The following is a 22,283-nucleotide window of genomic DNA, read 5'->3' as shown; positions in this document are numbered from 1 at the left end:
AAATCTTATGAATTTACGTGACTTACAGATAATCTTAGGATCGTCTCATGCGGCAAAATAACATGCGCATTATCAACGTTCTCTTTCTTCATGAGCTTCGTTAGCAACCGCATCGCAACCGCACCGATATCATACATCGGTTGAGCAACCGTTGTAAGCAATGGACGAACCATGGAAGCCATACGGATATTATCCACACTGATCACGGAGAAGTCATCCGGTACCTTTAAGCCTGCATCTTGGATGCTGTGAATGGCACCAATCGCCATCTCATCTGTAGCGGCAAAAATGGCTGTCGGTTTATGACGTAGTCCTAAGAAATATTTCATCGCTTCCACACCGGACTCATAACGGTAGTTACCGATACGAACTAGATCCTCTTGGTACGTGATGCCAGCACTCTCTAATGCGCGCTTGTATCCTTGGAAACGAGCGTAGCCGTTCGCAGGATCCTGTAATGTACCGCTGATCATTGCAATCTCACGGTGTCCATGACGAATCAATGTACTTACTGCATCAAAAGCAGCACCCTCGTGATCAATATCAACCGAAGGGATGACGCCATGCTCATCTTTGGTCGCACATAGGACAATCGGTACCGCTGCCGTCTGGAATGCTTGAATATGCTCATCCGTTACAGCGCCACCCATAAATAACAAGCCGTCAACTTGCTTCTCAAGCAACGTATTAATTACGCGAATTTCTTTATCTTTCTTCTTATCCGCATTACAAAGGATGATGTTATAGTGGTACATATTTGCAATATCTTCGATTCCTCGTGCAATTTCTGCAAAGATGGAATTCGATATATCGGGAATGACAACGCCAACCGTTGTCGTTTTCTTGCTCGCTAACCCTCTTGCTACAGCATTCGGACGGTAACCTAAACGTTCAATTGCTTCATATACTTTCTTACGGGTTTGCGGTTTCACATTCGGATTATTATTGACAACCCGAGAAACCGTTGCCATAGATACTCCTGCTTCTCTTGCTACATCATAAATAGTTACAGTCACGATCCTTCTCTCCAAACGTTAAAGTTTTTCGTTCATATCCAACATATTAATGTAATGATACGACATAATCATACTTTACGCAACGTGACCTCGTTGAAAATTAATTCATATTTAAACGATAAGCACCAACGGAAAAACCTGTCAATAGCTTCAAACGCTTCTGGACATCCTCCATCCATTCCACATCATTCATCGTCTTTGCTAATAAAAATACATCTAATAACTGATTAATCCGTTCTTGCAGCATCTTTTCTAATTCAGCAATGTGTGCATACTTGCTCCCTTTAGAGAACAATTCAAATAGAACATTCACGAGGTCATTCGACTCTTGAAAAAGAAAGGATTGCTTTTCTGTCGAATTTTTGCCGTACTTGGCGATCAGATCTGTCAAATCCTTCTTTACATAGTTTAACACTTCACTCCGAGAACAATTCGGACAGGTAAAAACGGGAACATTGCGAATCTCTGTTTGTTTTGCAAAAATGACCGTTCTAAGCAACAAATTCATGACATGTCCACACACACAATTCATGTGCACACTGACCACCCCGCCTATAAGTAAGTTAAAAAAATCATTGCAAAAATTGTGATCGGTTTCAAAAGCTATTATTCGACTATATTCGCAGAACTCCTTCTATTTGACTAGTTGTAATTAATGTCTTTTACGGAAATTTGATGGTTAAAATGGTAATTAGCTATGATATTTGTCATAGTTTTTGAAATAGTTTAAGATGATTATATGCACACATAAACGTTTCAAGACTTGTACGGTCATGTATTTAGGAGGGATTTTATGCGTTTAGCAGGCAAAAAAGTCATTGCACTCGTCGATGAGGAATTTGAGGATTTGGAACTGTGGTATCCGATCTATCGCGTGCGTGAAGAAGGCGCAATTGTCCACTTGGTTGGACCTGAAAAAGGAAAAAAATACATTGGAAAATACGGCGTGCCAGCTATCGCGGAATTAGCTTTCAGCGAGGTAAATAGTGCTGATTATGACGGGATCCTCGTTCCCGGCGGTTGGGCACCAGACAAGCTTCGCCGTTACGATAAGGTACTTCAGCTCGTGAAAGAAATGGACGCCGCAGGCAAACCGATCGGTCAGATTTGTCACGCAGGCTGGGTGTTAATTTCTGCAAAGATTCTGAATGGGCGCACGGTTACTTCTACGCCGGGCATTCGGGACGATATGGAAAATGCAGGAGCCACTTGGATCGATGAAGATGTCGTTATAGACGGCAACATTGTATCTGCACGACGCCCGCCGGATCTTCCACCTTATGGTAAAGCATTCTGCGATGCATTAGCTAAATAGTACAAATCAAAGAGGCTGCCGAATCTCTCGGCAACCTCTTTTTTTTACGGATTACAGCGGGTAATAATATACCACGGCATCGTACGGATGTAACGATAGACGTTCGCATGAGACTTGATTATGGATCGCATGAGAATCACCATTCGTAAGCAATATCTTTACGTCTGACGCATTTCTCAGGGCTTCTGGCAGCCAAATATCGGTATACACATCAAAAAAGTTACATACCACAAATAACTGGTTTTCCTCGAATGTGCGTGTATAGGCATACACATGCGGATGTGCTTCATCGTAGATTTGGCATGAACCGTATACGATGATTGAGTGCTGTTTGCGAAGCTGAATAAGCCGTTGATAGAAATAGAAGACCGAGTCACGGTCACGCAATGCTTCTTCCGCATGGATAACATCATAATTCGGATTGGTCTTTAGCCACGGGATTCCTGAAGTAAAACCGCCATGCGTCTTGCTGCTCCACTGCATCGGCGTACGGGCATTATCTCGTCCTTTGGCATGAATACTCGCCATAACCTTCCCTGCATCTACTCCATCGACCATCACTCGTTGATGGTACATATTTAAGGTTTCAATATCGCGATAGTCATCAATCGAAGGGAATTTCACGTTGGTCATGCCTAATTCCTCGCCTTGATAAATAAAGGGTGTGCCCTGCAGCATATGAAGCGCTGTCGCAAGCATCTTCGCGGATTTTTTGCGATAGACCGTATCATTTCCAAACCTCGAGACCATTCTTGGCTGATCATGATTGTTCAAATACAAGCTGTTCCATGCTCTGCCATCGAGTCCCGTCTGCCAATGACTTAGGGAGGACTTCAGCTTCGCCAGTGAGAAGGGTTGTACGTCCCATTTCCCTCCAGGACCCGCATCCAAATCCATATGATCGAATTGAAACACCATTTGCAGCGCTGTCCCTGCCTCATTCGCAAATACAGCAGCTTCATCCACGGTAACGCCAGGCATCTCCCCTACGGTCATCATATCGTAGCGTGAGAGCACTTCTCGATTCATTTCCTCCAAAAACTCATGGATACGTGGCCCATTCGCAAAATATTCTCCGCCCCAAGCATAGCCGCCATCATACGAGGGGATACCAGGCAGCGAGTCATCTTTGGAAATATAGTTGATGACATCCATCCGAAATCCATCTACGCCTTTATCCAGCCACCACACCATCATCTCGTATATTTCTTGACGTACTTTAGGATGATTCCAATTCAGATCCGGCTGCTTCTGGCTGAAAAGATGAAGAAAATATTCGTCTGTCCATTTGTCATGCTGCCAGGCGGAGCCTCCGAACACGGAGACCCAATTATTCGGTTCTCTTCCGCCTTGACCAGACCGCCAGAAATAATACGCCCGATAAGGATTATCTTTGCTCAATCGCGATTGTTGAAACCACGCATGCTCATCCGAAGTGTGATTCACGACCAAATCCATCATGAGCTTCATTCCCCGCTGATGCAAACCGCTTAACAAAGCTTCCCAATCATCCATCGTCCCAAATTCGGGCTGAATCGCGCGGTAATCGCTAATATCATATCCGTTATCATCGTTCGGCGATGCATATACGGGTGATAGCCATACCACATCGACTCCAAGCTCATGCAGATAGTCTAACTTTTGAATAATGCCCTGTAAATCGCCGATTCCATCGCCATTGCTGTCCATGAAACTTCGAGGATAAATCTGATACACAACACTTTCTTTCCACCATGTTTTTCTCAGCGTTTGTCCCTCGCCTTCGTAATAGACCTATACTATTATTTATGCAAGGCGAATTCATGAAGTAACTGTTCAATCTCACGATGTGTACGGCATTGATATAATTTGTCTTTCAGTTCCAGACAATCGGTTTTCCGCATTTCCAGAACACGGCTCTTCAGATGTAAAATAGAGTGCGCGGACATACTAAGGTCATGGACCCCTAATGCGACCCAAAGGGCTAAGGCCCGCTCATCACCAGCCAACTCGCCGCACACGCTGATCGGTATTCCCTTCGTTTTCGCAGCTTCCACCGTCATACGGAGCAGTCTTAGAATAGCAGGATGGAACGGATTATACATATGCGAAATTTGCTCGTTCATTCGATCCACGGCAAGCACGTATTGCACCAAATCATTCGTGCCAATACTGAAGAAATCCACTTCATCAGCCAGCAAATCCGCAATGGTTACGGCAGCAGGGACTTCCACCATGATGCCGACGGGAATCTGTGCATTATAAGGAAGCCCTTTCTGATCAAGCTCCCTCTTTGCTTCGGCCAAAACCTCGTTCGCTTCACGAACTTCATCCAAGGATGAGATCATCGGATACATAATCTTCACATTGCCGTAATGGCTCGCACGCAGAATCGCACGCAGCTGCGTCTTGAATAGTTCTTTACGGTCTAGACAGATCCGTATCGCCCGGTAACCTAAAAAGGGATTATCTTCTTCAGGCAGCGCAAAATAATCCAAATGCTTATCGCCGCCAATATCCAGTGTACGAATCACAACATGATTCGCGCCCACCTTCTCGGCGACTTCTCGATAGACGTCGAATTGCTCTTCTTCTTCCGGAAAATGTTGACGGTCCATATACAGAAATTCCGTTCGAAACAATCCCACACCGCAAGCACCATGCGACAAAGCCACATTCAACTCTTTTAACGAGCTGATATTCGCTTGAAGACGCATTTCCGTGCCATCTACCGTGACAGCCGGAACATTCGCCAGCTGACGCAGCTTACTCTTCTTCTCCGTCTGCTCATCGCGCAGCTGCGTGTATTCGAGCAATACTTCTTCTGCAGGGTTGACAAAGACTGTACCATCACCGCCGTCAATCACAAGCATATCGCCCGTCTGGATCGGATCATCCAGCTTGCCTTCAAGCCCAAGGACGAATGGAATGCCCAGCGCACGCGCCATAATGGCAGAATGCGATGTTCTCCCGCCTTGAAGGGTGGCAATCCCTAAGACATAGTTCTGGTTCAGATTCGCGAGTTGGGAAGGCGATAATTCCTTGGCCACCAGCAAATACGGATTCGTGTCGGAAGGCAGCGTAATTTCCGGCGCCCCAAGTAAATGTTTAAGTAAACGATTGCCCACATCTTTAATATCTAGCGCACGTTCTTTCATGTATTCATCATCCAGCAGGTCGAACATTTTGACAAAATGATCAATCGCTTCTTTGACAGCGACCTCAGCGGCCGTGTATTGACGTTCAATAATCCCTTGAATTTCACTCATGAACACCGGATCTTCCAAAATCGCCAAATGCGCATCAAAAATGGATGATTGATCAGGTCCCACGACTTCCCGGAACTCCTGCTTCAAAAACTCTATCTCATTTTTGGAGGTACGAACCCCTTCATACAGTCTCTCAAATTCTTTCGCTAAATCGATGGAATCTATCCGCTGATCAGGCAAATCCCATTCCCACGTCGGGAGTACAAAGGCTTTTCCAATTGCGATCCCTGATGAAGCGCCGATACCCTGTATCATTCTGCATTCCCTCCAACATTCCTATCATTTAATACTACGGACATGACGGAAGCCTGTCCTTTTTTCACCGGTTTGTACGGCGCGAAGCTCCATGATCTAACAATTTCGGAGTTGGTAATCACCATCGGCGTGACGATCGACGCTGCATGCTTCTTCACATACTCCAGATCGAATTTCATTAACAGTTGACCCGCTTCCACGTGGTCTCCTTCTTTTACCAGTACCGTAATGCCATACCCATTTAGTGAGGATGTATCAATTCCCAGATGGATTAATACATTCAATCCTTCTGCAGTTACGATGCCAATCGCATGCTGCGTCGGGTAAATGGTCATAATCTCGCCTGCAAGCGGTGCAACCATCTCCCCCTTATCGGGAATGAATGCCACGCCGTTGCCTACCAATCTCTTCGCGAATATATGATCCGGCACTTCATCCAGCGGAATCATTTTGCCTTGCATTGGCGCATGGAATAGCACCTGATCCACATCTTTATTCAATACCTTCATAATTTCCGCACGAATCATATCGGAGTAAGTCCCGAAGACAACTTGAACAGCCCCGCCGCCGAGACGAATCATCCCTGCTGAACCTAGCAATCGCAGTGCTCTCCGATCAATTAACCGATCATTCTTGACAGACAATCGCAAGCGCGTTACGCAGGCTTCCATTTGGACGATATTCTCTTTGCCGCCAAGCGCTTGCAGAATGAGTGGTGCACGATAAGGTATACTTCCTGCCCAATCATCGAGCACGGAACCCTCTTCGCGTCCTGGCGTGGGTATCCTGTATTTATTAATTGCGAACCTGAACAAATTATAATAGATTAATCCAAGTGCTAATCCCATCGGGATGAGAAGCCATTGGTTCCGCCCTAAGTGACTGCTCAGCACGAAATCAATCGCGCCGCCGGAGAAGGAAACGCCTAAGTGAATATCCAAATAACTGCATAACCACATGGTAAATCCTGAAATGAGTGCATGCACGACAAATAGATAAGGTGCAACGAATAGGAAAGCGAATTCAATCGGTTCTGTAATCCCGGTCAAAAAGCTGACAAACGCGGACATCAGAAACATCTTTTTCACTTTCGGCTTCAGATCTTCACGTGCTTCCTGAATAATGGCAAATGCAATGGCAGGGATAGCAAACATCGTCAGTGGATACAACCCGGTCATGAATTGACCCGCCGTTGGATCTCCCGCAAAGAAACGCGGTAAATCCCCATGCACAATCTGCCCTGCCGTTGTCTCAAATGAACCCACCTGGAAGAAGAATACGTTGTTCAGAATATGATGGAGCCCAACAACGACCAGCACACGTTGCATGACGCCAAATAGAAAGACACCAATGCCTCCAAGCGACAATAGAAACTTTCCTAATGCCACGACGCCCTGCTCTAAGGGTTCAGCAATCATTGTCATTAACGCAGCGAAGATTAGGGTACTGAAGCACATAACCAGCAGCACGAACCGGGGTCCGCCGAAGAATTGGATATATTCCGGAAGCTGTATATGCTTGTACCTATTCGTTATGTATCCCGCAAGAATACCAATTAAAATACCGACGAGAATACTAGGCTCCATCGGTGTCGAACTAAAATAAGATGTAACCTGGTCCACGATAAAAATCCCGATCAAAGCAGCGATTGCTGCCGTCCCGTCATTATTACCGAGGCCCAAGGCTACCCCTACCGCAAAAATATAAGGCAAAAACGTAAAAATTGTACTTCCAGCCACCGTCAAGATGTGTCCGACCGACTCCAGGCCGATCGGATCCCAAGGAAAGCTTCCGAGAAACAACATCAAGGATGCAACAGGAAGAACAACGGTTGGCAGCATTATTGCACGCCCAAACTGTTGTAATGTTCCTAGCGCACTCATGCTTAAACCTCCCCTCAAGCTCCGGGTTGATCCCATTCGCTGTTATTTGCCATTCGGCAATAAGATTGAATCCTCTACTTTAATGCAACGGTCCATGATCACTTGCAATCCGCCGCGAGACGCGATGTTTGCCGCAGTAACATTGAGAATTCCTAATTGCAACCAAAGTACTTTGGCTCCGATAGTTACAGCTTCCTCGGCTACGGGCTCACAGAACTCGCTGCGACGAAACACGTTCACAATGTCCACTTTCTCTCTGATATCTTGGAGTGATGCATAAACCTTTTCTCCCAAGATCGTCGAATCTGAAACAGCAGGGTTTACGGGAATAATCCGATACCCCTTTTTCTGCATGGCTTCAGACACCATATAGGATGTCCGGTCCGGCTTATCCGAGAGACCTACGACAGCAATGACTTGGGACTGACGAAGAATTTCACGAATTTCTTCCCGTGAAGGATTTTCAAATGACATACTTCAAGCACCTCCAGAATAGTTGACTTTCTTAGACCCATTCGATTTGCGCACCAATGGATTTCATATGATCAAAAAAGATCGGATACGATTTCGCCACATGGTGGGCATCTTTAATACGAAGCGGCGCTTTCGCCCGCAAACCGACAACAGATAAAGCCATGATGACGCGGTGATCGTAATGGGCATTGATCTCGACTCCGCCTTCCACACCTTCTGGACGGCCATGCACGATGATCTCCGCTTGACGCTCTTCCACATTTGCACCTGCTTTGCGAAGCTCGTTCAAATAATCTGTAATACGATCACATTCTTTGTAGCGCAAGTTCTCTACATTATAGAATCGAGAGGTCCCTTCTGCGAACACTGCCGCAGCTACCATCGCAAGAACCGCATCTGTTGCAGCATCGCCATCAAATTCGAGCGCCTTTAAGCGTTGGTTCCCTTGCACATGTACAATATCATGCTCATGCGTAAGCGGTACTTCCATCATGCGTAGTACATCGACGATGGCCCGTTCGCCCTGTTTACTATTCTCTGCTAAACGATGAATTTTTACATCGGAATTCGTCACAGCTGCAGCAGCAAGAACGGCCGCTGATCCAGGGTAATCCCCTTGAACAATATATTCTTTGGCTTGGTAGTGCTGGCGTCCAGGCACTTTGTAGTGCATAAGATCTTCACTAGCATGGATAATAATACCAGCTTGTTCTAAAACTTCGAGCGTTTGACCTACAACGACTTTGGATTTCAAGTCATGCAGTACTTCAATCTCACTATCTTCTTCAAGCATCGGTGTAAGGAATAGCAGTGCACTAAGGAACTGCGAGCTTACATTTCCAGATACCGTAATTTTACCACCTTTCGGTTGTCCCCCACGAATCGTAATCGGCAGTTTTCCTTCCTGATGTTCAATAACTACGCCTAATTGTTGTAAGGAGTCAATCAAATCGTCATGCGGGCGTTTGCCAAGTGAATCGGGGTACGTGTTCACGAAAGTTACATCGGGACATAGCGAAGCGATAGCCATCAGAAAGCGCAATACCGCACCCGCGTTCCCTACATTCAATTCACGGATATCTTTGGGATGATTGCCAAAGCCCGTAATTACGATTTTCTTGTCATCTTCTTCGATGATCGCACCGAGATCACGGATACAACGGCGCATCGCATCACTATCTTCACTATGCGCAGGATAATGGATCGTACTTGTCCCATTCGCAAGCGCGGCAACAAGCAAGTAGCGCGTCGTATAATTTTTTGATGATAAAGCTTGAATATCTCCCTCAAGACGGGGGGTTGGCGTCACAATTACATCCATTAGATTCTCTCCTTCAATAATATATGTTAAAATAAGGCTTAGTTTGTTTATGAATTGGGGGTTTACGGTATGGAAATTGAACAAATACAACCTGAAGAAATAAAAGCAAGACTGGAACGCGGTGAATCATTAAACATGATAGATGTACGCGAACCCGAAGAAGTTGCCCTAGGCATGATTCCCGGTGCAATCCATATTCCTCTTGGTCAAATCCCGGAGCGCTTGGAGGAAATCGAACAAACCGGCGAAATCATTATGATCTGCCGCAGCGGTTACCGCAGCGAACGGGCTTGCGAATATATGACGCAGTTAGGTATCCAAGGTCTTAAGAATATGGAAGGCGGCATGCTCGCCTGGAGTCAGTTATAATCCAATTTCACTTCTTCATATGATGTTCATGGATGGTCCGAACAATGTTCTCAACAGGAACCCCTGTTGTATCGATTGTCACATCCGCAAATTGATATGCATCTTTGCGCTGAGCCATTAAGGTGTGTACTCGTTCTTCTACATTTCCTTGCAATAACGGTCGATTCGGATCTTGCGACACACGTTGAATAATATGATCTGTATCGGCCGTTAACGCAATAACTTGCCCATTCGCCAGCATCACAGCGCAATTATCTTCCCGAAGCACCGAACCTCCGCCCGTTGACACAACTAATCGTTCATTTTGTAGTATTTCCTTGATCACTTCATGCTCTAATTGACGAAAATGTGCTTCCCCCTGCGATGCAAAAATCTCGGAAATCGCACATCCTGCCTTCTTTTCTACTAACGCATCGGTATCTACAAATTGATAATTTAAGGTTTCAGCAATCGCTTGACCTACTGTAGATTTTCCAGTTCCCATAAATCCAATAAGAATAATATTGCGGTTTTTCGGACTTTCCAACGAATGAGCACCTCTTTTGCCATATCTTCTGTGAACTAAAACCTCCCATATCATATCACATTTTATAGAAAGATTACATTTGCAACATGTAAAAGGATGTATAAAATAGGGGTGTTTTTCGTAAAGATGATAGTATACTATTTTCAAATATTTGAACTAGGAGTGAAACTCACTTATGTCCGAGGCTATTTCCAACACACAAGCCGTCAATCAACGGTTAGACCGCATTTTTGATCCGAACCATTCCCTTTGCAGAGAAGATATTATTTATGTATTGGAGCTGATTAAAAAAAGAGTGGCTGATGAAGACCCGAATTTATTGGATCTGTCACAGCCACGTCTTTTACTCAATTTCCAATATTTCGCCGAGGTTGCCATGCTCTTAATTCATCGACGTACGGTGTACGATCAAGAAATCAATCAGCTCCGTCAACAATTGATGGAAGCTGTGCACGGTATTTACTCGAAGCAGCGTTAATCGGAAAATATTAATCCATCCAGTTAAAGTGGAATGTTCCTTCTTTATCCACACGTTTGAACGTATGTGCGCCGAAGTAATCACGTTGTGCTTGAAGCAAGTTCGCTGGCAATCTTTCGGTACGGTAGCTGTCATAATAAGCTAAAGCACTGGACATGCCTGGAACCGGAACCCCATTCGCCACAGCGGCAGCAACCACTTGTCTCCACGCATCTTGGTAGTTGTCAACGATATCTTTGAAGTATGGATCAAGTAGCAAGTTCTTAAGACCTGCATCGCGATCATACGCATCTTTAATGTTTTGCAAGAAACGGGAACGAATGATACAACCCCCGCGGAAGATCATGGCAATGTTGCCATATTTCAAATCCCAGCCATATTCATCGGAAGCAGCGCGCATTTGTGCGAAGCCTTGAGCATAGGATACGATTTTACTTGTGAACAATGCTTTACGTACATTCTCGATAAATGCAGCGCGATCGCCGTCAAATTTCGAAGTTTTGGGTCCGTTCAGCAATTTGCTTGCATGAACACGTTCTTCTTTCATTGCAGAAAGGAAACGGGAGAATACAGACTCCGTAATCATCGACAAAGGAACGCCGAGATCAAGCGCACTTTGGCTTGTCCATTTTCCTGTACCTTTTTGGCCTGCGGAGTCAAGAATCACATCAACCATGGGTTTGTTCGTATCTGGATCATATTTAGAGAAGATATCTGCAGTAATCTCGATAAGGTAGCTGTCTAACTCGCCTTTATTCCAATCCGAGAAGATCTCATGTAATTCTTCTGCGTTAACGTTCAGAACATTTTTCAACAGATCATAAGCTTCACAGATCAATTGCATATCGCCATATTCGATACCGTTATGAACCATCTTCACGTAGTGACCTGCACCATCCGGTCCGATGTATGTACAACAAGGATCGCCGTCTACTTTTGCAGAGATTGCAGTCAAAATAGGCTCAACCAATTGGTAAGCACTCTCTTGTCCGCCTGGCATAATTGCTGGACCTTTCAAAGCGCCCTCTTCACCGCCGGATACGCCCGTACCGATGAACCGGAACCCTTTGGCTTCCAAATCTTTGCTGCGACGTTGGGTATCAGGGAAGTATGCGTTACCGCCATCAATAATGATGTCACCTTTGTCTAGGTGTGGAACAAGTTGTTCAATTGTCGCGTCAGTCGCGTTACCTGCTTGTACCATAATTAAAATCTTACGAGGTGTTTCAAGGGATTGCACGAATTCTTCAATGGAATAAGTACCAACTAAGTTCTTGCCTTGAGCTTCTTGAATCAGATCGTCAGTTTTCTCTCTGGAACGATTAAAGACGGATACAGTAAAGCCTCTGCTTTCAATGTTTAGCGCGAGGTTTTTCCCCATAACCGCCAAACCGATAACACCGATTTGTTGTTTAGACATTTGGTTTTCCACCCTTTACCTTTATATATGTAGATTTTCTCAATATACCTATTTTACTCTTTTTATATACAGAAGTGAACCCCTAACCTATTCCGCATCAAAAACACCCCAACAACCGTGAGGTGTCCATGATACCCACTGCCGGTTTTAGCACTCTAATTGCAGCATTTCACTGCGCAGAACGAGCAGCTTTTCCTTGCATTGATCAATCCCTTTCTCATCCTTGCGTTCCAATGCTTCATATAGATTCGCTAACTCATAATCAAGCTCCATTCGAAGCACGCCAATGCGTTCCTCCGCACGTTTGGATTGAAAGGCTCGTATCATCTCTTCGGTGGTCACAAGCGGTCGCTTCTGGAAAATAATACGGTGATCCACGCCGGAAACCTCCACCAGTAATATAAGTTCCCCAAATAGGATGCTTTCAATGAGGATTTGACGGTCTTTAAATCGTTTGACAACAGCATGACCGCGCGTATCGCCAATGAGTCGTTCCATAAATTCAGCCAGTTTCTCATCCTTGATCGTGTAATTTCCTACAATTTTGTACCGGTTATGAATCCGTTGAAATTTGAGCTTCACTAACTTGCGCCCCGTTCGAACCGAGATAATAAATAACGACTCATTCTCACTCCAATACAAGGAGTAGCCTTCATGAATCAAATCGCGAATCAGATTTTGGATATATCTTCGATCAAATCGTAACTCCAAATTGCAATATTCCACTTCATAGCTCTTGTTCATGGCAATTCCTCCCTTCCTGATACGTGAATGACGAGGCAGATCATTGTTCGCAAATTTGCTGACAAATCAATGATTTACCATATCTTATACGTTATTTTATGTTTCGGTAACTTGGTTTATTGACTATTTTTACGCCTGATTCTGATCTAATCATGAATAAAAGCCCCTTGAAGGGGGCTTTTAGATCAAGTTATGGGTTATGCTGCCTTTTGGGAGGGGCGAAGAATGACGGCCCCAATGGATAACAGCAGCACGGCAAACATAAGCAGGATGACCATGTGCAAGCCGATGGTTCGCAAGCTATGCCCATCTGCTAACTTCAGAATCGCATCGATGGCCCACTTTTGCGGAACAAAGTTCGCGAGCTTCTGCATGAAATCAGGCATGATCGACACGGGCCAGAAGCAGCCTCCAAGCATACAGGTTGGCGTTACGATCAGAGTATTGATATTGCTAAGACTTTTCACATCTCGGACCAAACCTGCAACGGCGCTAGATATACCGAGTGCTGCGAACAAGAATAATTCTAAAATAATGAACAATACCCAGAGCGGAATATGATTATAATCAAATCCAAGGATATAACGCGTAAACAGGAGAATCACGCTAATCTGGATCGTACCTATGGCTACACTCCCGAGAAAGTTCCCTAACGTAATCTCCCAAGCCCGAACCGGCGCCGTAAACATTCGTTGCATCGTACGATTCGTCCGGTCCTCCATGATCGTATAAATCCCACCGTTGCTCGAGAACATCAGGAACATCAGCATGATTCCAACAATGGAATTAAAGAAGGGATTCATGTTCAGGGTTCCTTCATGTTCTACCAACTTGATGGCAGGCTTCTCCTGTTGAACCAACAATTGCTCAAGGAGCTGGGCCGAATCACCCGCTTGTGTGGCTTGGGAAATCTGAAGCACGCTTTGTTCCAAACGTTGAATTTGAGCATCGATGTTCATGGTGAGCATGACTATCTCTTTAGATTGATTTAAACCATACACTTCAATGCTAGCGTCCTGACGCGCAGATACCGATGAAGAGAATGAATTAGGAATTCTGATGGCTCCATTGACTTGATGTCCAACGACTTGTTGTTTCAAGGATTCCATATCCGTTACAGGGATCAATTCCACATGTTCCTTCGCCAAGCCCGTCAGAACATGCTGACCGAATGTTCCTTGGTCTTCATTCAGATAGGCGATCTTCGCATCACCTGACGTCATCGTAGCCGTCAACCCAATAATGGCAGATATCACGATGACAGGAATCACAAGACGGCTAAGGATAGATTTGGGAGAGCCTAACATTCTTCGGATAAATAACCCTGCGATATAGATGCTATTCATGTAATGTTACCACCCTTCTAGAGATCAGCATGGCCCCGGCCATCAGTGCAACTGCGATACCAATTAAGACATATAGATTATTCCAGGCTGTGCTCGTATCCACGTTCAACATAAAGCGAAGAATGGCTCCCGCTGCCCAGTAATTTAATGTAAATTGTCCCACCGTCTGCATTTGATCTCCAACGAATACTATCATCCCGCCGCTTAAGAACGTCATAATGGTCACGAGACTGGAATACACCGATTCAACAGCCTTACTACTTTTGAATAGAACAGCCAGAATGGCCGCAAGACTGATCGCCGCTACGATCGTGCACAGGCAGATGATCGCAATGGCACCAAGGTGCTCACCCCAGTTCACGCCATAAACAACCCATGTAAAGATAATAATGACGCTGCATTGAATCATGGACAACACGGCGACACCCAGCAATTTTCCAAGGAGCGCCTGCGCGACAGTGACAGGTGCAACCATGATACGCTGTAACGTCTTGTTCTCCCGTTCCTTCTGCAGACCAATAGCTGCTGACATGCCGCTAAATAATAGGAACATGATTAACATGGAACCGGCGTAATATTCCATTGCGCTTGCATTGTAAAGGTTATCCTGCAGCGTCCCTTGCACAACCTGACTCGTTCTGTCTACGGGAGCCGAGACAGCTGCTGCTTGGGGTCCAAGAACCATAACTGCGGCCTGGGTTTGGGTAGCCTGATCCGTGAACTTTTGCAGCAATATTTTGATCGTGTCATTCGCGCTGGTGTTCGATCCTCCATAATAGGTCCATTCCGAAGATGCTCCGCTCATAATATGCTTCGAAAAAGAGGCTGGAATGACAAGCCCGCCGTCGACTTCATTCAATTCGATTCTTTCATTCATTTCTTCCTCAGACTGAACCTCTGTCACTTGAAGAATTTCACGAACTTGATCGTTCGCGAAAAATTGCTGAAGCGGCGCCTTCATTTGCCCCGAATCTTCATTGAAAACCGCGAGTTTAGCTGGAGCTGGCACATAATCTTCGGCTTTAAACTGACTGGACAAGGCCGAACCAAGGACAAAAATTAATAGCAGCGGCATAATAAAGAGAATCAATAGGACGGATCTCATTCGTGTAATTTGAAGCAATTCATTTCTCATCACGTGCCATATGTTTTTCATTCGTCCGACCTCCCTAGTCTCGCAAGCTTCGCCCTGTTAATGATAAGAATAGTGTCTCTAAATTCGGCTCGACACGTTGGAACGATGTAATCTTGACCTCATGGCTCGATAAGATAAATAGAATGTCTTGCAATACCGTATCAGACGGTCGTAGGAGTAATTCCAATTGGTTTTCTCTGAACTGAACACTCCGTATATGTGCATGCTGTTGAAGCTCTTCCAATGCCCGTTCCTTCATATCCTGCGTTGCCATAAACAATGTTTCGTCACGGCCAATTTGATCGAGCAGCTCTTCTTTTGTTCCGCATGCAATAAGTTGGCCGTGATCCATGATACCAACACGCGTACTGATCGCTTCCACTTCTTCCATGTAATGACTCGTATAAATAACCGTCGAACCCATCTCGTTCAGCTTCTTGATTGACTCCAAGATATGGTTGCGGGATTGAGGGTCAATCCCAACCGTAGGTTCATCCATAATGATAAGCTCCGGGTGGTGCATAATCGCACAGGCAATATTTAATCTTCGCTTCATTCCGCCCGAGTAGGAAGCTGGCTTATCCCCTGCACGATCTCTTAACCCCACAAAATCCAAAGCTTCATCCACCCGTTCACGAAGAAGCTTCCCGCTTAACCCATAAAGTCTGCCAAAGAATGTTACATTCTCACGGGCGGTTAAGGTCTCATAAATGGCCAGCTCTTGCGGAACCAACCCAATTTGGCGCTTAATATCAAGCGTACTCTTTTTAACGGACAATCCCCCGATTCGTATATCTCCTTGATCATAAGGAAGCAATCCGGTCAGCATGTGAATCGTTGTGCTCTTCCCTGCTCCGTTCGGTCCAAGCAATCCGAATACTTCACCTTTTTCGATGGTAAGACTTAAATGGTTCACCGTAATCTTCGTATCATAACGTTTCAATACATGATCCAATTCAATAAAACTCATTTCAAGCGCCCCTCTCCGGCTTCGTTACGTTGTTATGAATTCATTGTAAGAAAAATTTGGCTGTGCCACACGTACGAATCGTCATAAATGGGAGGTGACAAAAGTCATTTCTATGACCTTGGAAGATTCCCTGTGATATACTAAAGCCATGAAATTGGATAAAGGATGTGTATCATGTCCGCCATATTATCTTGGGCACGCCACCTGCTCCTCGTGGTTCCTGCCATCGGAACGCTATGGTGGCAAGATGTAGGGTCTCCTGCGATATTTATGATCTGTATTCTAGCAATGCACATCCTTGCTAGATTGAGGTTTGTAAGAATTGGAGGGTTGATCTGGGGATTATTCATCATCGAATCAGGTTTTGTTGGCTATATAAGCTATCATTACGAAGGTATGATGTTTCTCGCATTGTTATCTACTCTTATCTCCTTATTCGATACCTCTGCTCCTCAGCCTCTGCTGAAACAGCAAATCGCTGGTATTGCTCTTTTGATGATTGTATATAACATCTCCATAATGCATCAGCCCGCAACGACGCAACTGACGGCAAATATCATGTTTGTCCTTACGGGGCTGCTGCTGATATGTCTTCGTATTGCATCGACCCAGAAATACCAAGCGGAGACCTTATATGACCAATTAAGTCTTAGTCACCTTGAACTTGAAGATGCTAGAAGAAGGCTCGTCCAATATGCGCAGCAAGTCGAACAATTTGCTCAGCTTGAAGAGCGAAATCGTATTTCGAAGGATATCCATGACGACTTAGGCCATCGCTTGATTCGACAGAAGATGATGACAGAGGCTGCACTGCAAATTTTCCCGTCCCAGCCAGAACAAGCTCTGTCCTTATTGGAGCAAGTACGGGACCAAATGAGCGACTCCATGGAGACCTTGCGCAGAACGGTTCGCAAAATCGCGCCTGCCGCGAAGGAAGTGCAGCAATACTCACTGGAACAACTCATGCATACGACAAGTGAAACCTTAGGAATCCAGGTTACCTATCAAGTGGAAGGCTTGCCTTATGCGCTTTATCCCAGCATTGAATATGTTCTCTACCGGAATGCCCAAGAAGCCATTACGAATGCGATTCGCCATGGACAAGCCACGAAAGTAACCATTACGCTTCAATATGAGCCTGAACAAGTCAGCATGCGAATATGCAATAATGGCAGCCAACCCAGCGGTTCGATCCGCCAAGGACTTGGCATGCGCGGCATGGAAGAGCGAGTTCATATTATTGGCGGGTCAATCGATTGGTCGAGTACAGAACAATTTTGTATGATTACAAGGCTTCCGCATTATCCCACGCAGCGTGTATACTCATGAGAAAACCTCTATCGAGGCCTTTCAAAGTTGAGGCGACTGCGAATAGATGTCTCTTAAAGGAGAAATGGTATGATCCAGGTACTCATTGTGGATGATGATGCCTTCATTCGTGAAAGCTTAAAAATGATCTTAAACTTACAACCTGACTTGGAAGTTGTTGGAACCTGCGGCAATGGCTTAGAGGCCCTTGCGTTTGTGAAGCAGCATCCGACCATCGAGCTTGTTCTGATGGATATCCGCATGCCCGAATGTGACGGCGTACAAGGAACGCGGCTTCTGAAAGAGTATGCTCCGCATATCGCTGTGTTCATTCTCACCACGTTTGACGATGATGATTATATCGTGGAAGCCATTCGATACGGTGCTGGCGGGTATTCGCTGAAGAACATTTCACCGGAACGAATTATTGAAGGGATACGCACGGTGCATCGCGGGGACCTGTTGATACATCCTGACGTGGCGAGAAAACTGGCTACGCTAGTTCAAGGCCCTCGTACAGACCACTCGCCGGGTTCTCGCAAAGTAAAGTTGGAAGCATATCAGCTCACGCCCGCAGAACAGCAGATCGTAGAACTGATTGCCGATGGCAAATCCAATAAAGAAATTGCACAAACCCTATTTTTAAGCGAAGGCACGATTAAAAACTATATTACAGAAATTCTAAGCAAATTATCGCTGCGCGATCGAACGCAAATTGCAATATTCTACTTAACGTAACTTAGGAGGTTTACACATCCATGACAGCAAATACACAAATCCAATTCACAGGTTTTCTTCCCCAGGATTTTGATGTCTTTACGATTCCTGGACTTGAAGCAAGAATGAGCGAACTCATCGAACGTGTACGACCGAAACTGACGGAACTCGGCACGCAGCTCGCACCCCATTTATCTGTTCTATGTGGTGAAGAAATGTTCCCTCACGTTGCCAAACACGCCCGTCGTACGATTAATCCGCCGAATGACACCTGGGTAGCTTGGGCGAACAATAAACGCGGATACAAAGCGCATCCGCATTTTCAAGTAGGTATGTTCGAATCTCATTTATTCATTATTTTCGCCGTCATCTATGAAAGTGATAATAAGAAAATTTTCGCGAAGCATCTCGATGAACATCTGAAGGAAGTTCGCAAAACGATTCCAGCGCATTTCTTCTGGTCGCTCGATCATATGAAGCCAGAAGGCACGCTGCATAGCGAAATGGATCAGGAAGCTTTCCGTACGATCATTCAAAAGCTGGAGAAGGTTCAGAAATCCGAAGTGCTCTGTGGATTACGCATCGAGCGTGATGACCCTATTTTAGCTAACGGTGATCAGCTTCTCGCAACCATTGAACAGACCTTTGAGCAATTATTACCGCTCTATAAATTGGCATTTTAATAGACAGGATTATCGAACAAATGATGAGAGGCCCATGCAATCGCTGCATGAGCCTCTTTCTTTTCGTTATAGGATTCACGTACTGCTCTCCATCATAGCACTCGTTACGAAGCGGCTGTAACGCGCGGTCGCGACGATATGTACCAATGAATACAAAATAATGCTAATAACCCTAATGCACTGCCATAGAACGGCGCATGCGATCCGATCATATCCCATAGACGACCAGACACAATCGGCCCTACAACCATACCTGATCCCTCTAATGTTAAGAAGAATCCCCAAATCGCCCCCCGCTCCGACTTCGGAATGACCGAAGCAATAAAGGCGTTCCATGCAGGAATGATCAAAGCGTAACCAACCCCCAGCATGCAGACAAGAATGTATATGAAAAGCATCGAACGAGTTGTCGCAAATACAAACAAGGTAGCCGCCGTTAGACCAAATCCAATATGTAAGAACCATTTCGTACCCATCTTGTCCACCCATCGTCCCATCGGAATCAACGCAACCACGGTGATCCCTCCGCCGATAATTAAAAGAATACTGTACTGTGTCGGGTTTAATCCGATGACGGTTCGAGCATAGAGCGTGATCACAGGCGTAAGGAGGCCGATCGAGAAATTCTGCAGGAAGAGTGCAACATAAAACCACCAGCTAACGTGTAAATTCTTACGTACCTCGTGCAGCGTTGCTTTGATCTTCTGGGACAAGTTCCCCATGGACAGCTTGGTTTCTGCGGAATCCTCTTTCTCACTGCGATGAAGTTCCTCCGTCTGCTTGCGACCTGGGAGAAATAACGCGACAATCGTCACTAAGGCCATACACAGCAGCAAGAATCGAAATGCCGGCGCATAAGAATGTTTGACAAAAAAGTTAATGACAACGGGCCCTACTCCTGTTCCACTCAACCATGCCACATATACGACACTAAGAACGGTACCCTGCTTTTCCTGCCCCGCTACTTGGGTCGCCCCCGTCACAACGCAGGGCCACAATGGTGAAGTTCCGATACCAAGCAATAGACATGCCAATATAATAAAATATAACTGGGATGTGATCGCAATGATCCCGACTGCCACAAAAGTGACAATGAGCCCCATAAGCATGCAAATGCGATAACCTACACGCTCAATAATCCAACCGAGCGGACTTCGAAATAAGTTGTCCCCGATATATTGAAGCGAAAATGCCCAGCCGATCGCAAAGGCAGAGAGCCCTAGAACAGTCCCCATATATATCGGTAGAATCGTAACCAATAACGCACCTTTCACAAATTCTACAAGAAATAGAATGACAAGTAGTTCCATAACAAACGGAGAAAACAATTGGTGCAGACTAATGGCTTTTGGCTTTTCCAAATGAGTCAACTCCTTCATCAAGATGATCCTGCTCGTTCATGCCGACACGATGTCCATCTTCCTATTGTGACCCATTTCAAGGATTTTTTTCACACCTTCATAAAATTGTTCTAATTTCATACCAACAATCTTCTTGCATTCCCGCCTGTATTTGTTATACTCATCCTTGTTTGTTTAATATTTATGGTGTTTATTATTTGCAGAAAGTTGGGATGAAAGAAATGGATCATTCACGCACACCTTTGTTTACAGCTTTGAAGCAGCATGCGGCGAGCAATCCCGTTCAGTTTCATATCCCCGGCCATAAAAAAGGAGCCGGCTCTGATCAAGAATTCCGTGAATTTATAGGTGATAACGCCTTTTCCATAGACTTGATTAATATTGCACCCCTGGATGACTTGCACCAACCTACGGGAGTCATTGAAGAGGCACAACAGCTAGCGGCAGATGCCTTTGGCGCGAACTACACCTTATTCTCAGTCCAAGGGACAAGTGGTGCGATTATGACGATGATCATGTCTATCTGTTCGCCGGGTGACAAAATTATTGTTCCGCGTAACGTGCATAAATCCATCATGTCGGGGATTATTTTCTCTGGGGCGCGCCCTGTGTTCATCTCCCCTGCTCGTGACGAGAATTTAGGGATTGATCATGGGATCACTACCCGCTCTGTACGGAGAGCCTTAACGAAACATCCGGATGCCAAAGCTGTGCTCGTCATTAATCCGACGTATTATGGATATTGTGCGAACCTGAAGGAAATCGTAGATCTTGCCCATTCCTTCAACGTCCCTGTTCTCGTGGATGAAGCACACGGCGTGCTTATTCATTTCCATGAAGAGCTTCCGATGTCCGCGATGGAAGCTGGCGCGGATATGGCCGCGACAAGCGTTCATAAGCTTGGCGGTTCGATGACTCAAAGCTCTATCTTAAATGTCAACACCAAAAACGGCTATGTAAATCAACAGCGTGTGCAGACCATTATCAGTATGTTGACGACAACATCAACATCCTATATTCTTCTGGCATCCTTAGATACATCACGTCGCAACCTCGCTTTGAATGGGCATGCTATTGCCGAAGAAGCGATTCGGTTAGCCCAATATGCCCGGACTGTTATTAACTCCATTCCAGGATTATATTGCCCAGGCGAAGAAATTCTTGGCAGCGAAGCGACGTATAATTACGATCCGACAAAAGTGACTATAAACGTTCGTCATCTCGGGATCACGGGCTATGAGACAGAGAACTGGATGCGTGAGCACTTCAATCTCGAAGTTGAGCTTAGCGATATGTATAATATCTTGTGCCTTGTTACGCCGGGTGACAACCAAGAATCCATTGAGACCTTATTGACGGCACTTCGTCAGTTGTCTCAAGAATTCTATAACATCAATGAAGTACAAGACGTCGTCGTCAAAATTCCTGAGATTCCCCACTTATCGATCACACCGCGCGAAGCTTTTTATGGGGATACCGAAGTCATTCCATTCAAAGAGTCCGCTGGACGAATCATTGCGGAATTCATTTATGTGTATCCACCTGGAATTCCGATTCTATTACCTGGTGAAGTTATCTCGCAGGAGAATATCAACTACATCATGGAACATGTTGAAGTCGGCCTTCCGGTAAAAGGTCCTGAGGATCGCAGTGTGCAGAATGTAAAAGTCATTGTTGAGACAGAAGCAATCTTCTAATCAACGATATGCAAAAG

General features: G+C 45.3%; 21 protein-coding genes. 7 read left to right on the top strand and 14 right to left on the bottom strand.

Features of this window, described 5'->3' with window-relative positions; genetic code table 11:
* Positions 1–5 precede the first annotated feature (5 nt).
* Both ccpA and BVG16_RS11805 read right to left on the bottom strand, forming a co-directional pair.
* On the bottom strand, positions 6–1,016 hold the full coding sequence (gene ccpA, locus BVG16_RS11810) for a catabolite control protein A (RefSeq protein WP_078498880.1): 1,011 nt from the start codon (positions 1,014–1,016) through the stop codon (positions 6–8).
* Between the two features lie 100 nt (positions 1,017–1,116).
* A complete protein-coding gene (locus BVG16_RS11805) occupies positions 1,117–1,524 on the bottom strand; it encodes a hypothetical protein (RefSeq protein ID WP_144027358.1) in 408 nt (135 codons plus the stop codon).
* 285 nt (positions 1,525–1,809) lie between these two features.
* On the opposite strand from BVG16_RS11805, the gene BVG16_RS11800 reads away from it, so the two are divergent.
* Positions 1,810–2,331 carry a type 1 glutamine amidotransferase domain-containing protein gene (locus tag BVG16_RS11800; RefSeq protein WP_078498878.1) on the top strand — a complete coding sequence of 174 codons (522 nt, stop codon included), beginning with the start codon at positions 1,810–1,812 and terminating at the stop codon, positions 2,329–2,331.
* Between the two features lie 51 nt (positions 2,332–2,382).
* Here BVG16_RS11800 and BVG16_RS11795 read toward each other — a convergent pair whose 3' ends face one another.
* From BVG16_RS11795 to aroA, 5 genes are read right to left on the bottom strand one after another with little or no spacing between them, the layout of a single operon-like run.
* Positions 2,383–4,077 carry a glycoside hydrolase family 13 protein gene (locus BVG16_RS11795; protein ID WP_078498877.1) on the bottom strand — a complete coding sequence of 565 codons (1,695 nt, stop codon included), beginning with the start codon at positions 4,075–4,077 and terminating at the stop codon, positions 2,383–2,385.
* A 35-nt stretch (positions 4,078–4,112) separates the two neighbouring features.
* Positions 4,113–5,834, bottom strand: coding sequence for a phosphoenolpyruvate--protein phosphotransferase (gene ptsP / locus BVG16_RS11790; protein WP_078498876.1), 1,722 nt, complete (start codon positions 5,832–5,834; stop codon positions 4,113–4,115).
* A complete protein-coding gene (locus tag BVG16_RS11785) occupies positions 5,831–7,717 on the bottom strand; it encodes a glucose PTS transporter subunit IIA (protein WP_078498875.1) in 1,887 nt (628 codons plus the stop codon). The genes ptsP and BVG16_RS11785 overlap by 4 nt, the downstream gene beginning before the upstream one ends.
* Positions 7,718–7,759: 42 nt before the next feature.
* A complete protein-coding gene (locus BVG16_RS11780) occupies positions 7,760–8,191 on the bottom strand; it encodes a CoA-binding protein (RefSeq protein WP_078498874.1) in 432 nt (143 codons plus the stop codon).
* A gap of 31 nt (positions 8,192–8,222) precedes the next feature.
* On the bottom strand, positions 8,223–9,512 hold the full coding sequence (aroA, locus tag BVG16_RS11775; RefSeq protein WP_078498873.1) for a 3-phosphoshikimate 1-carboxyvinyltransferase: 1,290 nt from the start codon (positions 9,510–9,512) through the stop codon (positions 8,223–8,225).
* Between the two features lie 69 nt (positions 9,513–9,581).
* Between aroA and BVG16_RS11770 the strand changes: the two genes are divergently transcribed.
* Positions 9,582–9,881: a rhodanese-like domain-containing protein gene (locus BVG16_RS11770; protein WP_078498872.1), complete on the top strand. Its 300-nt coding sequence runs from the start codon at positions 9,582–9,584 to the stop codon at positions 9,879–9,881.
* Between the two features lie 7 nt (positions 9,882–9,888).
* Here the strand turns inward: BVG16_RS11770 and BVG16_RS11765 are convergent, their stop codons facing one another.
* The gene (locus tag BVG16_RS11765; protein ID WP_233147007.1) at positions 9,889–10,407 is read right to left on the bottom strand and encodes a shikimate kinase; all 519 of its coding nucleotides are present in this window, start codon (positions 10,405–10,407) and stop codon (positions 9,889–9,891) included.
* Between the two features lie 175 nt (positions 10,408–10,582).
* Between BVG16_RS11765 and BVG16_RS11760 the strand changes: the two genes are divergently transcribed.
* Positions 10,583–10,885, top strand: a complete 303-nt coding sequence (locus tag BVG16_RS11760) for a hypothetical protein (protein ID WP_078498870.1) — start codon at positions 10,583–10,585, stop codon at positions 10,883–10,885.
* Between the two features lie 10 nt (positions 10,886–10,895).
* On the opposite strand, the gene gndA is transcribed toward BVG16_RS11760, so the two are convergent.
* The 5 genes from gndA to BVG16_RS11735 form a co-directional block, all read right to left on the bottom strand.
* Positions 10,896–12,305 carry an NADP-dependent phosphogluconate dehydrogenase gene (gene gndA / locus BVG16_RS11755; RefSeq protein WP_078498869.1) on the bottom strand — a complete coding sequence of 470 codons (1,410 nt, stop codon included), beginning with the start codon at positions 12,303–12,305 and terminating at the stop codon, positions 10,896–10,898.
* A 147-nt stretch (positions 12,306–12,452) separates the two neighbouring features.
* Positions 12,453–13,049, bottom strand: a complete 597-nt coding sequence (locus tag BVG16_RS11750; protein WP_078498868.1) for a hypothetical protein — start codon at positions 13,047–13,049, stop codon at positions 12,453–12,455.
* 197 nt (positions 13,050–13,246) lie between these two features.
* Positions 13,247–14,395, bottom strand: coding sequence for an ABC transporter permease (locus tag BVG16_RS11745; RefSeq protein ID WP_078498867.1), 1,149 nt, complete (start codon positions 14,393–14,395; stop codon positions 13,247–13,249).
* Complete coding sequence (locus BVG16_RS11740) at positions 14,388–15,551, bottom strand: ABC transporter permease (protein WP_078498866.1); 1,164 nt, start codon at positions 15,549–15,551, stop codon at positions 14,388–14,390. The genes BVG16_RS11745 and BVG16_RS11740 overlap by 8 nt, the downstream gene beginning before the upstream one ends.
* A gap of 13 nt (positions 15,552–15,564) precedes the next feature.
* On the bottom strand, positions 15,565–16,500 hold the full coding sequence (locus tag BVG16_RS11735; protein ID WP_078498865.1) for an ABC transporter ATP-binding protein: 936 nt from the start codon (positions 16,498–16,500) through the stop codon (positions 15,565–15,567).
* A gap of 174 nt (positions 16,501–16,674) precedes the next feature.
* Here BVG16_RS11735 and BVG16_RS11730 point away from each other — a divergent pair, with 174 nt between their 5' ends.
* The 3 genes from BVG16_RS11730 to BVG16_RS11720 all read left to right on the top strand — a co-directional run bounded on the left by BVG16_RS11730 (position 16,675) and on the right by BVG16_RS11720 (position 19,208).
* Positions 16,675–17,829 carry a sensor histidine kinase gene (locus BVG16_RS11730; RefSeq protein WP_158081674.1) on the top strand — a complete coding sequence of 385 codons (1,155 nt, stop codon included), beginning with the start codon at positions 16,675–16,677 and terminating at the stop codon, positions 17,827–17,829.
* A 69-nt stretch (positions 17,830–17,898) separates the two neighbouring features.
* Positions 17,899–18,546, top strand: a complete 648-nt coding sequence (locus BVG16_RS11725) for a response regulator transcription factor (protein WP_078498863.1) — start codon at positions 17,899–17,901, stop codon at positions 18,544–18,546.
* Between the two features lie 20 nt (positions 18,547–18,566).
* On the top strand, positions 18,567–19,208 hold the full coding sequence (locus tag BVG16_RS11720) for a YktB family protein (RefSeq protein ID WP_078498862.1): 642 nt from the start codon (positions 18,567–18,569) through the stop codon (positions 19,206–19,208).
* A gap of 104 nt (positions 19,209–19,312) precedes the next feature.
* Here the strand turns inward: BVG16_RS11720 and BVG16_RS11715 are convergent, their stop codons facing one another.
* On the bottom strand, positions 19,313–20,569 hold the full coding sequence (locus BVG16_RS11715) for an MFS transporter (protein WP_233147006.1): 1,257 nt from the start codon (positions 20,567–20,569) through the stop codon (positions 19,313–19,315).
* 221 nt (positions 20,570–20,790) lie between these two features.
* On the opposite strand from BVG16_RS11715, the gene BVG16_RS11710 reads away from it, so the two are divergent.
* The gene (locus BVG16_RS11710) at positions 20,791–22,266 is read left to right on the top strand and encodes an aminotransferase class I/II-fold pyridoxal phosphate-dependent enzyme (RefSeq protein ID WP_078499103.1); all 1,476 of its coding nucleotides are present in this window, start codon (positions 20,791–20,793) and stop codon (positions 22,264–22,266) included.
* Positions 22,267–22,283: the final 17 nt, after the last annotated feature.

The organism is Paenibacillus selenitireducens (genome assembly GCF_002021565.1).
Taxonomy (GTDB): Bacteria; Bacillota; Bacilli; order Paenibacillales; family Paenibacillaceae; genus Paenibacillus_K; species Paenibacillus_K selenitireducens.
This window is presented reverse-complemented; position numbering and strand designations above follow the sequence as displayed.

Bases quoted from the DNA above. Each gene is read 5' to 3' on its own strand.
- BVG16_RS11740 (WP_078498866.1), bottom strand. From the start codon at position 15,551: ATGAAAAACATATGGCACGTGATGAGAAATGAATTGCTTCAAATTACA.
- BVG16_RS11750 (WP_078498868.1), bottom strand. From the start codon at position 13,049: ATGAACAAGAGCTATGAAGTGGAATATTGCAATTTGGAGTTACGATTT.
- BVG16_RS11800 (WP_078498878.1), top strand. From the start codon at position 1,810: ATGCGTTTAGCAGGCAAAAAAGTCATTGCACTCGTCGATGAGGAATTT.
- BVG16_RS11770 (WP_078498872.1), top strand. From the start codon at position 9,582: ATGGAAATTGAACAAATACAACCTGAAGAAATAAAAGCAAGACTGGAA.
- BVG16_RS11780 (WP_078498874.1), bottom strand. From the start codon at position 8,191: ATGTCATTTGAAAATCCTTCACGGGAAGAAATTCGTGAAATTCTTCGT.
- BVG16_RS11760 (WP_078498870.1), top strand. From the start codon at position 10,583: ATGTCCGAGGCTATTTCCAACACACAAGCCGTCAATCAACGGTTAGAC.
- gndA (WP_078498869.1), bottom strand. From the start codon at position 12,305: ATGTCTAAACAACAAATCGGTGTTATCGGTTTGGCGGTTATGGGGAAA.
- ptsP (WP_078498876.1), bottom strand. From the start codon at position 5,834: ATGATACAGGGTATCGGCGCTTCATCAGGGATCGCAATTGGAAAAGCC.
- aroA (WP_078498873.1), bottom strand. From the start codon at position 9,512: ATGGATGTAATTGTGACGCCAACCCCCCGTCTTGAGGGAGATATTCAA.
- BVG16_RS11725 (WP_078498863.1), top strand. From the start codon at position 17,899: ATGATCCAGGTACTCATTGTGGATGATGATGCCTTCATTCGTGAAAGC.
- BVG16_RS11735 (WP_078498865.1), bottom strand. From the start codon at position 16,500: ATGAGTTTTATTGAATTGGATCATGTATTGAAACGTTATGATACGAAG.
- BVG16_RS11805 (WP_144027358.1), bottom strand. From the start codon at position 1,524: ATGAATTTGTTGCTTAGAACGGTCATTTTTGCAAAACAAACAGAGATT.
- BVG16_RS11710 (WP_078499103.1), top strand. From the start codon at position 20,791: ATGGATCATTCACGCACACCTTTGTTTACAGCTTTGAAGCAGCATGCG.
- BVG16_RS11730 (WP_158081674.1), top strand. From the start codon at position 16,675: ATGTCCGCCATATTATCTTGGGCACGCCACCTGCTCCTCGTGGTTCCT.
- BVG16_RS11720 (WP_078498862.1), top strand. From the start codon at position 18,567: ATGACAGCAAATACACAAATCCAATTCACAGGTTTTCTTCCCCAGGAT.
- BVG16_RS11785 (WP_078498875.1), bottom strand. From the start codon at position 7,717: ATGAGTGCGCTAGGAACATTACAACAGTTTGGGCGTGCAATAATGCTG.
- BVG16_RS11745 (WP_078498867.1), bottom strand. From the start codon at position 14,395: ATGAATAGCATCTATATCGCAGGGTTATTTATCCGAAGAATGTTAGGC.